Origin of the sequence: Paenibacillus sp. tmac-D7, from assembly GCF_006519665.1 — a bacterium.
GTDB classification, from domain to species: Bacteria; Bacillota; Bacilli; order Paenibacillales; family NBRC-103111; genus Paenibacillus_G; species Paenibacillus_G validus.
The window spans coordinates 34,282-49,101 of sequence record NZ_VIDW01000019.1 but is presented as its reverse complement, the minus strand read 5'-3'; the positions used below and the strand labels follow the sequence as shown (position 1 = coordinate 49,101).

Genomic DNA, 14,820 nt, shown 5'->3' with positions numbered 1-14,820 from the left:
AGTCGGTTGCGGAAGCTGCGGATGGCCGGTATGGGAGTTCGTCATGAACACGGGATAAGGTGCAATCGAAGAGGTTGTCTCGATAAGGACAACCTTTTTGAGTTATCCTAAATTGTGATATAATCGTTGATATGTTGAAGTACGGATGGGGTTGAGCGATGATGATGACCGATCAGGAAAAGAAGTTTTTACTCAAGATTAGTCGCATGTACTATTTTGACGAACTCACGCAGGCGGAAATCGCCAAGAAGGTGGGCGTTTCCAGGCCGATTATTTCCAAGGGTCTGCAGAAGGCGCGTAATGAAGGGTTGGTTGAAATCATTATTCATGACCAGGCCTTTCAAACGATAAATCTGGAGCAAGAAATTGAAACCGCCTTTTCACTGGTTGATGTCGTCGTTGTGCCTACAGCCGATATGCCCGCTGAAATTGCGAAGAGTGTCTTATCTAAAGCTGCGGCCTCGTATGTGCTGAAGCATCTAAAGGACGTAACTAAGATCGGCATCTCCTGGGGGACGACCTTGTACAATCTGGTCAAGGAATTTCCGAATGAAGCTCATGACGATTTGAAGGTAATCCCGCTTGTAGGCGGTATGGGATCTAACCGGATCGAGCTTCACTCGAATCAGATTGCCTATGAATTATCCAAGAAGCTAGGCTGCAGCTGTGAATCGTTATATGCTCCTGCTATTGTAGAAAGCGAGAATTTTCGAGACCTGCTGCTGCAAACGCCGACGGTTGCCGATGTACTTGAAGAAGCGAAGAAAATCGACCTTGCCATAGTGGGAATCGGAAATCCGTACATGAATTCGACGATGGAGGAGATCGGATATCTCGGCGCTAAAGAGCTCAGAAGTATCAAAGAGGCAGGTGTGGTAGGGGATATCAACTCATGCTTTATTTGTGCAGACGGCTCCATTGCCAAGGACACGATCAATGAACGGGTCGTTGGGATTCGTGTGGACGATCTAAGGAATGTGGGGAAGGTTATTGCTGTCGTTGAAGGAGCTCATAAGGTAGAGGCGATCCTGGCGACGCTTCGGGGAGGCTATATTCACACGTTGATAACCGATGAGCAAACGGCCGTAGAGTTGACGCTAAAGATGAGAGGCCAAAAGTAATGGGCATGACCTCTGGTTGCAGACGATGCAGCCTTTTTTATTAGTGAAACCGCTTTTTGATATTGATACTTCGAATGAAAGCGGTTTATAATAACAGTGACAATCGCAAAATTCGACAAATTTAGCGTATCGCATAAAAGGACAGCGAAGGCTGCTGCTCAGCAAAGAAGGGAGATGAAAGTATGTCTTCGTACAAAAGGTGCGGAGCAAAACCCGGGATTCCTGTTAGCCACATGGAATAGGATATAATATGGTGAAAATTTGAGAATAATCGGGGGAACGATATGAAAGAGACTCAGATCAATACTTCTCTTTTTTGTATCCGGTGTAAAGAAGAAACCGACCACACGATCACCTATTTAAATAAACATATTTCTCGAATCCATTGTGATTTTTGCGGTAGACAGATGGATATTCATATTGACATTTCTCACGAAATTTACGATGAAGTTGTGAAGAGAATCAGGAGCAAGCCGGTACGCATGACGGAAGAATACCGCCATCACCTGAAGGAGTTTCTGCTCTCGTTGCCGGTAAGGATCGTTAGTAAGCCGTACCGGGTGTATAGGGAAGCCAAAGAGATCGAAGGATACTTTAAGAAGTACAGTGTTAGAAAAAAGTAAGTTCAAGAACCGCCGCGGCGAACTCCAGAATCCCTCACCGAATCGCCTCACCGAATCGCCTCTGCGAGGCCCTGTACCCGATTCCGGGCGTCCAGCTTCCTGATGGCGGACTTCGCATCATCTTGTATGGTAAATTTATCATGAATCCTGAACATCACAAACGGAGCTGCGCGGGATTGCGGGCTCCGTTTTCTATTGCACGCCGGAGCCTGTACGCGCAGTTCCGAATCTGAATAAATGGTTATGCAATCATTCCTTGAAAATAAGAAAGTACAGTCTCGATGGAGACCACATCCGCGTACTTGGCTTGCAAATCGAATAAGCTCTGCTTATGTGCCGCTTCCGACCGGTCTCCGACAGCTTCTTCTACGATAATAGGGCGGAATCCGTAAGAGATAGCGTCTACAGCGGTTGCGCGTATACAGCCGCTTGTTGTGCAGCCGGTTAGGATTACCGTGTCCACTTGCTGGGATACGAGGCGGGATACGAGGTCCGTTCCGAAAAACGATGAGGCATATTTCTTGACAATGATCGTATCGCCAGGTTCCCTATGAAGGGTGGAATCTACAGCTACGACATCTGTGCCTGATCGAAGCGTAACCAACCCGCTCTGCTTCAAGGCCCAAATGCCCGCGTCTTTAAGATTGTCATCATAGCTGACCGTTGTGAAAATAACGGGAATGCGCAATAACCGCGAGGCGTCGATCAGACGGTTCGTCTGCAGCAGCTGCTTATCCACATTGGCGGCCAATACCAGGTCAGGGTTCCGGTAATCTGTAAACGCTTTAATAAAATCTACAACTACAATCGCCGGACGCTGTCCAAAACCGATTCGCTGTCCAAATCCTTTTTCTTTAAAAAAAGTTTCCTCGTCAATATGAGTCATGCTATTCCGCCCCTTCGTTATGGATTAAAACTTATATAAACTTATTCAAAAATTAACATAAAATATAAATGTTAGTCAATATTATATCGGTTTGAAAGGTTTAATATAAAAATAAAAAATAATTGGTGCGTATAGCGGAACATTTGCGTTGAAAGCTTAAGGAAAGGGGAGTAAGCTATCCCTGTTCCATGTTGAAAGCGCTTAGAAACTGAAGGGGGAAGGAGTGCATGTCTATGGCTAAACCATGTGATGCGGCGGGGAGGAGTGCTTATTCGGGTGCCGGATTTTTTTACATGCCATGTGTAACCGGTTTACTACACTTGAAAGAAGGATCCTATGTCAACGATTAGGGACGTTGCCAAGTTGGCCGGGGTTTCGGTTGCCACCGTCTCCAGAGTTATTAATCAAAAAGGCTACATAAGCAAAGACACGGAAAAGAAGATCAAAGCTTGTATGGCCAAGTTGCAATATTCACCCAGTTCAGTTGCCCGGGGCCTGGCAGGCAAGAAAACAGATACCATTGCACTGCTTATTCCCGATATCACCAATCCGTTTTTTCCCGAAATCGCCAGAGCGGTGGAGGATACGGCAAGCAGTTATGGGATAACCACCCTTTTGGGAAATTGTGATGAAAACGGAGTTAAGGAGCTTCGTTATCTCGATATTCTCAAGAAACGCTATGTCGATGGCATCATATTTGCCGAGCATGGTCTTACATGGAATGAAATTCACGGCATACTGGGTTCCGGGATGCCTATTGTATCTCTTGATCGCGCTGCGCTTTCCGAAGAGGTTTCCTCTGTTCGGGTGAACCATTATCAGGGTGCCGTTCTTGCCGTCGAACATTTGCTGTCCATCGGCTGCAGAAGAATAGCGCATATAAGCGGTCCGAATCACCTTATTACTTCCGCCAACCGGAATCGCGGTTATACCGATACCTTGCGAAACGCCGGATGCTTTGATCCTGATCTTGTTTATGAAGGGGATTTCAGTATGGAGTGCGGGATGCGTGTAACTGAACAATTACTGAAGGAAAACGAAGGGGTAGACGGGATTTTTACCTCCAACGATCTCATGGCCGTTGGTGCATTAAAAACATTGATTCGATCGGGTGTTAAAGTCCCTGAGGATGTGGCTCTTATCGGTTTTGACGGGATCAGCATGACACAGATGGTAGAGCCGGAAATCAGCACCATCGCGCAGCCGATATACGAAATCGGAAAACAAGCGGTATTTCAATTAATTCATCAAATCGAAGACCGTCATGAGCTGCCGGAGATGACCCCCCGTGTCTTGGAAACCAAGCTGATCCAAAGAGCTACAACAACAAGATTTTAATAGGGTGTAGCCTGCTTTATTGAAATAACAAAGGATATCATGAGGAGGTTCACATGCAGCGTATTATTCTGGATACGGATATCGGTACAGATGTGGATGATGCCCTGGCTTTAGCATTGGCCTTAAGGTCTCCGGAAATTGTATTGGAGGGAGTAACAACGGTTTATGGGGATGTAGATATTCGTGCGCGTCTGGTAAAAAAACTGATGCATTTAGCTAATCGCCATGATGTGTGCGTCTACAAAGGGATTGAGAAGCCGCTGCTGCAAAATCGGGAAGTGTTTTGGGCGGGACATGAAGAGCTGTTGTTATCGAATCATGAAGCCTTCGACATTGAAGACCGGCATGCCGTTGATTTTATCATTGACAAGATTATGAGCAATCCCGGCGAAATTACCCTTGTACCGATCGGGCCCCTTACCAACATTGCGGTCGCCATAATTCGTGAACCCCGAATTGTTGAGCATGTTAAGGAGATCATCCTGATGGGGGGCGTTACTCGCCTAGGGAATAACGGAATTGAATTGCCTCCGATTGAGCATAACGTGAAATGCGATCCCGAGGCGGCATCCCTTGTTTTTTCCTCCGGGGCTCCAATCGTCATGGTTGGATTGGACGTTACGATGAAGGTTCGAATCACATCAAAGGAAAAAGATGAGCTTTATGCTTCCGGAGATCCGCTAAATATCGCATTGGCCCAGTCCATTGAGAAATGGTTGCGTTTTCGGGGCAAGGATTGGACGGCGATGCATGATCCGCTGGCTGTATCTTTATTGGTTGACCGGTCCATTGTCCAAACGCAAAGAATGAACATAAGAGTAGAATACGATCACCGCCATCCTACAGGACAAACCGTCGCGGTTTTCTCTGAAGACGCCAATGTGGAGATAGGCTTGGAAGTAGATAATGAAAGGTTTATCCGATTGTTAATGGATCGGTTGCTTGCACAAAATTGAAAATAGGGGAGAAAAAGAAATGAAAAAAATCGTATCTGTACTGCTGATCGCTATGTTGGCATTTACTGCAATCGCCGGCTGCTCTTCGGGTAACCAGCCGGTGCCGGAAGCTAAAACGCCAGACAACACAGGTTCGGATAAGCAAGCAAAAACGGAAATCACGATCATGGTTCTCGGCGAATGGCTCAAAGATCTTCAGGTGCTTGTAGGAAAATTCGAAGAAGCAAATCCCGACATCAAAGTGAGTGTGGTTTCGTTGCCGTTCCGGCAACTATTCGAAGGAATCGAGGTACAGATGAATTCGAAGAAACCTACCTTTGATTTATTTACAGTAGATGGTCCTCTGGTTGCGAACTACACGGCCAAGGGCTTCCTGGAACCGTTAGACAGCTATATTACCGCCGAACAAAAAGGAAAGCTGATCGACTCCTCTGTGCAGTTAGGGACGTTTAACGGCAAGTTCATGGCATCCCCGTTAAATACTTCCAGTCAGCTGTTATACTACAACAAAGACATTCTCACGGCCAAAGGAGTTACACCGCCTTCAAGCGACCCGAAAGAACGTTGGACATGGGAAAAATTAGTGGAAGAAGGAAAGAAACTGACCTATGACAGCAACGGAGACGGGCAAACGGATGTATTCGGTTTTAGTTTCCAGCAAATTGGCCGCCCTTATCAGGTATTGCCTTTGGCGCACAGCTTAGGGGCGAAAGTCATCAGCGACAACGGCATCCAAGCAAGCGGGTTTACGAACTCTCCAGAGATGGTTCAGGCAAGCAAATTTTACTTTGACTTATTCAATACGTGGAAGATTAGTCCCAAAATTAGCCCCGATGTGTCCATCGATTACTTTGCAACAGGTAAAGTGGCGATGTTTGTTGGAGGAACGGCGTTATTGAAGCAGCTTCAAGATAAAGGTCTTTCTTTCGGTTATGCGCCTATTCCTTATTTCGACGGGCAAAAACCGGCAACGCCGACCGGAAGCTGGCATTTAGGCATTTCCCAATTCTCCACCAAGAAAGAAGCCGCTGCCAAGTTCATCCAGTATGCGACAGTCGGGGAAGGATCGAAAGTTTGGTTCGAGCAGCGTAATGAAATTCCGGCTAACAAGGAATTGCTGGATGCCATCGACAAGGAAGCTAAATTCAACGAATTCCCGGCAAGCGGATTAAGACTGGCTGCTTATGAAGCAAAAAATACGTCGGTTTCACGACCATCTACGCCAGGCTATCTGGAATGGGAATCTTTGCTGAACAAGGCATATGAGATATAAAAAATGGCTCGGAACCCAAAAGCGCACTCGATAATGCCGCTGATCAGATTGACCGCCAACTCAAGAAATATGAAACCATAGCCAAATAATTTCTTTCATGACCTGTAACGTATAAGGAGGGCGTATCTATATGACAAATGTCCCTCCTTTTATCTTAACTAGCAGACCATAGGGTGGTGAGTCAGAATGAAGGATAGAGCCTATGTACCGTATGCGTTTTTATTTCCGGCGCTTTTGGGGATTTTAATATTTAAACTTCTGCCGATCGCCGAAGGACTGAAGGAGAGTTTGTATGCCTCATCCTTTCTGGCAGGCGAGAAAATATTCACAGGATTAAAAAATTATGGGGATCTTCTAACTGACCCTGTGTTCTGGAATTCGGTGAAAATTACCCTGTTGATGAATGTCGTCATCAATCCTTTGCAGATTGTTCTCGCTTTATTTCTTGCGATACTTTTGAATTATCATTTGCGAGGCATAGGTTTTTTCCGCTCTATTCACTATATTCCGATAGCCGTTTCGCTGCCCATTGCATGTGTGCTCTGGAGCTTGATGATGAATCAGGAACAGGGCATTCTTAACTCGCTGCTTATAGCGGTAGGCTTGGAGCCGCAACCCTTTCTAGGAAGTCAGGATCAAGCGCTGTGGGCGATCATAGCGATTGCTACCTGGAGAGGCGTAGGGTATTGGTCCATCTTTCTCCTGGCCGGATTGCAGGAAGTTCCTCTCTCGCTCTATGAAGCGGCATCGATTGACGGTGCGGGCAAGTGGAAGCGGTTCAAGCATGTCACGATTCCAATGATGAAAAGGCCGCTTATTTTTGTAACGGTTGCTGATACGGTAACAAATTTCTTACTGTTTGCTCCGATGTATATTTTGACCAAGGGCGGTCCTCAGGATAGTACCAACGTGCTGATGAATGAAAGCTTCAATAGTGCATTCATGTATTCCGATCCGGGAAGAGCCTCGGCTATTGTTATGATCCTGCTTTGCATCATATTGATTATTATTACCGCACAGTTCAAGTTATTTAAAGCGGAACATTAATGAGGGGGGGATGGAAATGAAGCTTAGTCTTAAACCTGTTATATATGCCATTCATTTCCTGCTTGTCGGGATTGTCATTTTTCCGCTTTTGTTTGCTTTGGTTTCATCGTTTAGACCTTTAGACGATATCTTCCGCTATGTTTCGCCTATATCGTGGAGAACTTTTATTCCCACTTCAATGACCTTGGAAGCTTATACGAATCTTTTTCAATTAAGAGGATTCGGCCGGGTCGTATTTAATACTTTTTTCATTGCGATCGTTACCGTAATCTTTAGCATTGCGATTAACTCTATGGCCGCGTTTGCTTTCGCAAAATTTAATTTTAAAGGCAAAATCGTGATTTGGGCCTTAGTGATGTTAAGTTTTATGATTCCGTTTGAAGTGATATCGATACCGCTATACAGTTTGGTTAACAGTATGGGATGGGTGGATACGTATAAGGGTCTCATCATACCGGGCATCGCAAACGGTCTGGTTATCTTTTTGTTCCGCCAATTTTTTATGGACTTACCGGATTCTTTATTGGAATCGGCAAGAATTGAGGGGGCATCCTGGTGGATGATCTATACGAAGATCATCATGCCGCTCTGTAAACCGGTGACGATAAGTGCCGGGCTGCTAACGTTTATTCTTCAGTGGGAATCTTTTATGTGGCCTTTAATCGTAACTCGATCAGAGGAATATAGGGTCATTCAGGTGGCCATTAGTTTGGCTACCACCGAACATGCGACTTTCTGGAATGAAATGTTTGCGGCAACCGTCCTGGCCGTGGTCGTGCCAGTCGTATTGATTTTAGTACTGCAGCGTTACTTTGTTCAGGGTGTTGCCAGTTCGGGTTCCAAGGAAAGCTAATGATCCAAGTTGAGCGAAGAGAGGAGTTGCTTTTGCAGCTGCTCCTTTTCTGTTTTTCGAGCTTATTCCAGACGAAGCTTCTTACGATCATTTTATGAATAGATCTTTCAAAATATAGTTAAAGTTATTATACTTATAAAAGATACGCAAGTTTAATTAAGTAATGTTGACGGATTTCCAAAAAAATAATACAATGATTACGGTTAGCATAAGAATAGAGGTCTAAACATGGATAAAGATTATATAACGATCGCCGAGGCTGCCAAAAAGCTGGGAGTATCGCCTGCGACACTTCGCAGATTGGAAAAAGACGGACAAGTTGAAGGCTATGGATTAAAGGTCTATTACACGCCGGGCGGTCAAAGAAGATATCAGTACAATGAAGTCAAACATGCCTATGGAACCTGGGGCCCGTTCGGAAGGATGGGATTTGGCAATAAACCGTGCATTATTGTAAGAGACTTAATTCGTTATTTCACAGACCCCACTTCTAAAGCGGGGTATGACATGGATAAGGTTATCGAACAGACTCATTTATTGTTGGAATCCGCTACCAAACTGAATATTCCGATTGTTTTTGCTGTTACCATCTATGATCCGAATAATAAAATATCGAATCTGTGGGCGAAAAAAATAGAAACCAACCTCATGTTAAAGCAGGAATCGATTTGGACGGATATTGAGCCAAGATTAGGCCATTTTCAATTCAACAAAATTATTCATAGTCCCTACATTTCTCCATTTTTCAAATCCGATTTATCCGATTGGCTGAAAGCCCAGGATATCGATACGGTTATTATCGTAGGCAACAGTACAAGCGGATGTATAAGGGTAACGGCGATTGATTCTCTTCAACATGGGTTCCATACCATTGTGCCGGAAGAAGCGGTAGCTGATCGCTCGATCACAGAGCACCAAACGGCCCTTTTGGAATTAGATGTCAAGTATGCTGATGTGATCCGGGTCGATGAAGTGCTTGAATATTTTCAAAAAGTACAAATCTAGTTTTTATAGGTAACGACAGGAAACAGGGTTGAGGATCTTCTCCTCACCCTGTTTTTTTCGTTTAAACCGTAACAGATTTGCTGGTTATCCTTAATATCCCAGGTTTTCCGATATTTCTTTTGCGGCTTCCATGACTTTAATTTTGTAATCGTTAATTTTATAGTGTTGGAATCCTTCGGTTGTTCCCGCTATGGAGACGGCAGCCACCACTCTTCCGGTGTAGTTTCGAATAGGGGCGGCAACCGAAATCACTCCCGGGGTTAGCTCCTCGATACTAACGGCATATTTTTGTTCGCGTACTTGTTTGATATGCTCAAGAAATTTGATGGGATCGGTGATCGTATGTTCGGTAAATGGAGTTAAACCTTTTGAAATAACCATCTCCAAATATTCTTCTTTTTTATGGGCGAGTAAGACTTTGCCGGTACTCGTACAGAACGCGGGGTTTCTTTTGCCCACATGAGGAAGTCTTAGCGGATGAGGGGATTCCATCTGTTCGATATAAATGACGTCCGCTTCTTCCAGAATGGCAACGTGTGCCGATTCCCCGGTCTGCTTAACTAATTTCATGAGCACCGGCCGGGACTCCTTCGTTAATTGCAACTGACGTTTTACAATCCCTCCTAATGATAACACGGTCAAACCCAGCTGCCATTTTTGAGATTCCGGATCTCTTCGAGCAAAGCCCTCGCTTTCAAGGGTAGCCAGCAAACGACTGACCGTACTTTTTCCTATTCCTAGCTCGACAGCCAGCTTACTGACCCTCTTTTCCGTCTCATCTTCAGAAAAACTGCGTAAAATACGTAAAGCATTTCTGACGGAAGACAGCAAGTACTCTTCGCTCGATCTTTTTCTATTCGCATCCGGTTTCATCTCAGATAACCTCCATATGCCGTTATTTGTCCCTCATAGAAGAACAAAGGCCTTACGTTTATTATACAAAATTTGTTACGGTTTCCTAGTTATTTTAGTTGATATTTATTAAAAAAAATAATTATTTTGGTGCGTATATCAGAACATTTGAGTTGTACGGAAGTGATATCGAAGTTACGATTATGACATAATAAAGCAACGAAATTTAGAGGTCATTACAGGAGGGATTAACATGTTAAGCAAGGAACAAAATGAAACGCTGACGAAAGTAGGTCCGGGAACCCCGACGGGAAGTTTGCTTCGCAGATATTGGCATCCTGTAGCAGCAAGCTCTGAATTTCCGAAGGCCGGGACGAGGAAAATCAAGATTTTAGGAGAGGATCTGGTCTTGTATCGCGACCGGTCCGGGAAGCTGGGGCTTGTTCAGGAACGCTGTCCGCATCGAGGGGTTTCGCTTGAATACGGAATACCGGAAAACGATGGCCTTCGTTGTCAATACCATGGCTGGTGTTTTAATCGTGAAGGCGCTTGCACGGAACAGCCGAATGAACCTGAAGAAAGTACCTTTAAAAACCGGATTAAAATCAAATCTTATCGTGTCGAGGAGCTAGGGGGACTTATTTTCGCTTATTTAGGTCCGGAGCCTGCTCCGCTGTTGCCCCGATATGACTTATTTCTTCGAGATAATGTAATCCGGACTATCGGATATGCCATTGTACCGTGCAATTGGCTGCAAATTATGGAGAACTCGCTTGACCCCATTCATTTGGAGTGGCTGCATGGTCACTACTTTGAGTATGTTTTTGAACAGCAGGACCGTCCGGTGAGCGAGTGGCCTATTACGAAGCACCATATTAAAATCGGTTTTGATGAATTTGAATACGGCATTATTAAGAAGAGAGTGTTGGTAGGACAGACAGAGGAATGCGAAGACTGGCGTGTAGGCCATCCCGTGGTTTTCCCTAATATGCTCCGTGTAGGAGACAGCGGGGCGCATTCGTTCCAAATTCGTGTTCCTATGGACGATAACCATACGTATCATATTTGGTACACCTGTTATGTGCCGAAAGAGGGAGTAAAAATTCCGGAAAATTACCCGATTTCCCTGTATGAATGCCCGATCAAGGATGAATCCGGGAAGTTTATTACGGATTATATCGATGGTCAAGATATGATGGCATGGATCACACAAGGAGAAATTGCCGACCGGACAGCTGAACGACTGGGTACTTCGGACAAAGGGATTATCATGTACCGGCAAATGCTGCTGAAGGAGCTGGCCAAAATCGAAAGAGGTGAAGATCCGCTGTGCACGTTTAGGGACCCGGAGAAAAATCAAATCATTGAACTGCCTCAAGAAGAGGATAAATTTAGTGAGGGCGCCCTGCTGACCAATGTATCGAAAAACTGGAATACCAGATATGCAGCCAATATTGATGAAATCATAGAAATTTGCAGAAACGGGAATATTCCTTCGAAGTATGTCATGGTCTAAAAAAATTTGAAGGATAATCAGGCTCCTAGGCTCCTTCTTCATAATTCATGAATGGGAAGGGGCCTGATTTTTTGTTGCCGCTACCTATTGGGTCGAAAGGGGAAACGACATGAAGATCAAGTGTTGTCCGAGTTGCGGAGAATCTTTGCTGCATCCGCGCAGTTTGCTAAATGAATTTTGGATTTCAACGGATACGGCTTATTTTTGCTGGTGCAGCTTCTGTTCATGGCGTGGTGAGATTATTGAGGTCACCCGAGTAACGGCGCCGGAAGCAGGATGACGGAATGATGGAGAGGAGGTTGGCATGCAATGAGTGATTTGTTGCAAGATATTCGCGAAAAGATTGCCCTGTCCTGCCGAATTTTGGCTATGGAGGGCTTGGTGGATGGGATTCTGGGGCATGTCAGTGTGCGCATACCGGGAACAGATGAGATGTTTATCCGTTGCAGGGGCGAAGAAGAGAACGGTGTGCGTTACACCCGGTCAGATGCTATTCGGCGTGTCGATTTTGACGGAAACGGTGCGGATCTTGAAGGGAAGTACGACGTGCCCAAAGAACTCCCTATTCATGGGGAAATGTATAAATTACGACCGGAGGTCGGTTGTGTTATTCATGCACACCCGCCGGATGCCTTGATTTGCGGGATTACCGATTTGGAGTTTCGGCCTGTTTTCGGTGCGTTTAATATTCCGGCCATGCGCATGGCTCTTGAAGGAATACCCGTATTTCCGCGTTCCTGTCTGATTACCCGCCAGGAGCTCGCCCATTACATGATGCAAGCGATGGGGGATAAGAACATCTGTTTAATGAAAGGACACGGTATTACCGTAACGGGGAAGACGGTAGAGGAAGCTACCGTTCGTGCCTTGAATTTTAATATTCTGGCCAAGGTTACACTTCAGGTGGCTCAAACGGGAAGAGAAGCTGCACCGATATCCCAGGAGGATATGAACGAGCTTCCTGATCTGGGAACTACGTTTAATGACCAGTGGGGATGGCGTTATTACGTGAAAAAACTCCACGAGGAAGAGAAAAGGTGAATATATGGCTCATTTACAAAGAAAGGAATCACCTGTATTAAGAATAGGGATTGCCGGTCTTGGTATTGCCGGCAGCTCCATAATCCCCGCGTTTCTTAAGCATCCGAATGTGCAGCTTTCGGCAGCGGCAACCCGAAGTAAGGAACGGAGAGAGAAATTTGCGAGTGATTATCAAGCGGAAACCTTTCACAGTATAGAGGAGTTGTGTCAAAGTTCGTCGGTAGACGCTATTTATATCGCGACTCCTACCGAGCTTCATACCGAGCACGTCCTGCTGGCGGCCGAAAATAAGAAGCACATTATCGTAGAGAAGCCGATGGCGATCACGCTTGAGGATGCAGACAAAATGATTGAGGCGGCTGAAAAGAACGGAGTCGTCATGATCGTGGGGCACTCTCACAGCTTCGAACCCCCTATCCGCAAAATAAGGGAAATCGTTAGAAGCGGAGAGCTGGGAGAGGTGCGCATGATTCACAATTGGTACTTCAATGACTGGATCTATAGACCTCGGACTCCAGAAGAATTGGATACGCAGTTGGGGGGAGGCGTAACCTTCCGGCAAGGCTCGCATCAATTTGATATTATACGGCTTATTGGAGGCGGATTGATCAGGAGTGTCCGGGCCATGACGGGAGTATGGGACCTGACGCGGCCGACAGAGGGAAGCCATACTGTTTTTCTGGAGTTTGAAAGCGGGGCAGCAGCCACTGCTGTCTATAACGGCTATGATCACTTTCATTCTACGGAGCTTACTTATGGGATTAGTGAGGGAGGGCCAGTCGTTTCCACGGATGTGTATGCCAAGTCTCGCAGAACAATCGATCAAGTGGGCCGCATAGAAGAAAGCCAGATTAAAAGTCTGGCGGGCTACGGGGGATCGAGAGCTAAACAGTACGACCATGCGGAAAATCATCATCCGTTCTTTGGATTGACGGTTGTAAGCTGCGAAAAAGGTGATATTCGTCAATCTCCTAATGGATTATACGTTTATGGGGAAGACAAGCGGTATGAAATAGCGCTTCCTGCTGCGGCTACAGGACGCGATGCGGTGATCGCGGAGCTTTATGATGCGGTTTACACCGATCGTCCTCCGGTGCATGACGGCCGATGGGCTAAAGCGAATTTGGAGGTTTGCTTAGCCGTGCTGGAATCTTCCAAACAGCGCAAGGAAATTTATTTGAACTATCAAACGGCGGTCACGGATTAATTCATTCTAAATATATGAACCGACAATGAGGAGAAGAGAAGATGTTCCTGAACAAAAATAAGCTGCATCAACAAATTCGAGACTGGTTGGAGGAAGATGTTGGACCAGGTGACGTGACCTCCTGGGTAACGGTCCCTGAAGATTTGACCGGAACTGGAATTATTCACGCCAAAGGGGAAGGAATCTTGGCGGGAATCCCCGTTCTTCAAGCTGTTTTTTCAGTCGTTGATCCCAGTGTCGTCATCCAGACAAGGATTAGCGACGGTGAGGTTCTTACGAAGGGAACGATTATAGCGGAATTATCCGGTAATATCCGTTCTATACTAACGGGTGAACGTATTGCCCTTAATTTGCTGCAGCGCTTATCCGGTATTGCTACCAAAACAAACCGTCTCGTTCTGGCAGCGAGGCCCTATAACGCTAATGTCAGGGTTGTTGAAGCGAGAAAAACAACACCCGGACTTCGTATGCTGGAGAAGTATGCGGTGCGTGTGGGGGGAGGAAATTCGCATCGCTATGGATTATTTGATGCGGTTTTGATTAAAGACAATCATATTAAAGCTGCCGGGGGATTAAAGCAGGCCGTGGAATCCGCTCGAGCCGGAATTCCTCATACCATGAAAATTGAAGTGGAAGTTGAATCCATTACGCAAGTGGAGGAGGCCCTGGAGGCGAAAGCCGATATTATTATGTTCGATAACATGCCGCTTGACACGATGAGGCATGCGATCGCGCTGATTGGAGATCAAGCCATTACCGAGGCATCCGGGGGAATCACCATCGATAATATAGCGGAAGTTGCCGGATTGGGAGTTAACGTCATTTCTATGGGAAGCTTGACCTACTCCGTAAATAATGTCGATATTAGTCTTGATTTGTTTAATAAAAAATAAATATTGCTTAGAACAGCCGCTTTCTTCAGAGAGTGGCTGTTTTGTGTTGCGCCGGGATAGGCGTACACGAAAAACAGATATAAGTTACGTAAATTTATTAAAGTTATTTAATAATACAGAAAAATATAAGTTTGAATAAGTTTTTATTGACGTATTTTTTAATAAATATTACAATCATTATATTGAAAGCGTTTTATTGTGGGGAGCGA

General features: G+C 45.4%; 14 protein-coding genes. 12 read left to right on the top strand and 2 right to left on the bottom strand.

The window, feature by feature from the left end; translation table 11 throughout:
* Positions 1–158: 158 nt before the first annotated feature.
* Entirely contained in the window at positions 159–1,121 is a 963-nt protein-coding gene (locus FKP33_RS14620; RefSeq protein WP_258313449.1) for a sugar-binding transcriptional regulator, read from the top strand.
* A gap of 407 nt (positions 1,122–1,528) precedes the next feature.
* On the top strand, positions 1,529–1,744 hold the full coding sequence (locus FKP33_RS27715; RefSeq protein WP_244933046.1) for a hypothetical protein: 216 nt from the start codon (positions 1,529–1,531) through the stop codon (positions 1,742–1,744).
* Between the two features lie 241 nt (positions 1,745–1,985).
* Here the strand turns inward: FKP33_RS27715 and FKP33_RS14610 are convergent, their stop codons facing one another.
* Complete coding sequence (locus FKP33_RS14610) at positions 1,986–2,630, bottom strand: isochorismatase family protein (RefSeq protein WP_141335569.1); 645 nt, start codon at positions 2,628–2,630, stop codon at positions 1,986–1,988.
* Positions 2,631–2,966: 336 nt separating this feature from the next.
* On the opposite strand from FKP33_RS14610, the gene FKP33_RS14605 reads away from it, so the two are divergent.
* The 6 genes from FKP33_RS14605 to FKP33_RS14580 all read left to right on the top strand — a co-directional run bounded on the left by FKP33_RS14605 (position 2,967) and on the right by FKP33_RS14580 (position 9,102).
* A complete protein-coding gene (locus tag FKP33_RS14605) occupies positions 2,967–3,968 on the top strand; it encodes a LacI family DNA-binding transcriptional regulator (protein WP_127610555.1) in 1,002 nt (333 codons plus the stop codon).
* Between the two features lie 53 nt (positions 3,969–4,021).
* On the top strand, positions 4,022–4,924 hold the full coding sequence (locus FKP33_RS14600) for a nucleoside hydrolase (RefSeq protein WP_127610553.1): 903 nt from the start codon (positions 4,022–4,024) through the stop codon (positions 4,922–4,924).
* Between the two features lie 19 nt (positions 4,925–4,943).
* Positions 4,944–6,197, top strand: a complete 1,254-nt coding sequence (locus tag FKP33_RS14595) for an ABC transporter substrate-binding protein (RefSeq protein ID WP_141335568.1) — start codon at positions 4,944–4,946, stop codon at positions 6,195–6,197.
* A gap of 186 nt (positions 6,198–6,383) precedes the next feature.
* Positions 6,384–7,244: a carbohydrate ABC transporter permease gene (locus FKP33_RS14590; protein WP_127610549.1), complete on the top strand. Its 861-nt coding sequence runs from the start codon at positions 6,384–6,386 to the stop codon at positions 7,242–7,244.
* A gap of 16 nt (positions 7,245–7,260) precedes the next feature.
* Positions 7,261–8,097 (top strand): carbohydrate ABC transporter permease, encoded by an 837-nt coding sequence (locus tag FKP33_RS14585; RefSeq protein ID WP_141335567.1) that lies wholly within the window; start codon positions 7,261–7,263, stop codon positions 8,095–8,097.
* A 228-nt stretch (positions 8,098–8,325) separates the two neighbouring features.
* A complete protein-coding gene (locus FKP33_RS14580) occupies positions 8,326–9,102 on the top strand; it encodes an isochorismatase family protein (RefSeq protein ID WP_127609656.1) in 777 nt (258 codons plus the stop codon).
* Positions 9,103–9,192: 90 nt separating this feature from the next.
* On the opposite strand, the gene FKP33_RS14575 is transcribed toward FKP33_RS14580, so the two are convergent.
* Complete coding sequence (locus FKP33_RS14575) at positions 9,193–9,975, bottom strand: IclR family transcriptional regulator (RefSeq protein ID WP_127609654.1); 783 nt, start codon at positions 9,973–9,975, stop codon at positions 9,193–9,195.
* 232 nt (positions 9,976–10,207) lie between these two features.
* Here FKP33_RS14575 and FKP33_RS14570 point away from each other — a divergent pair, with 232 nt between their 5' ends.
* The 4 genes from FKP33_RS14570 (at position 10,208) to nadC (ending at position 14,611) form a co-directional block, all read left to right on the top strand.
* A complete protein-coding gene (locus FKP33_RS14570) occupies positions 10,208–11,470 on the top strand; it encodes an aromatic ring-hydroxylating dioxygenase subunit alpha (RefSeq protein ID WP_141335566.1) in 1,263 nt (420 codons plus the stop codon).
* Between the two features lie 309 nt (positions 11,471–11,779).
* On the top strand, positions 11,780–12,511 hold the full coding sequence (phtC, locus tag FKP33_RS14565) for a 3,4-dihydroxyphthalate decarboxylase (protein ID WP_127609652.1): 732 nt from the start codon (positions 11,780–11,782) through the stop codon (positions 12,509–12,511).
* A gap of 4 nt (positions 12,512–12,515) precedes the next feature.
* Positions 12,516–13,718, top strand: coding sequence for a Gfo/Idh/MocA family protein (locus FKP33_RS14560; protein WP_141335565.1), 1,203 nt, complete (start codon positions 12,516–12,518; stop codon positions 13,716–13,718).
* Positions 13,719–13,759: 41 nt separating this feature from the next.
* Entirely contained in the window at positions 13,760–14,611 is an 852-nt protein-coding gene (gene nadC, locus FKP33_RS14555; RefSeq protein WP_127609650.1) for a carboxylating nicotinate-nucleotide diphosphorylase, read from the top strand.
* Positions 14,612–14,820 lie beyond the last annotated feature (209 nt).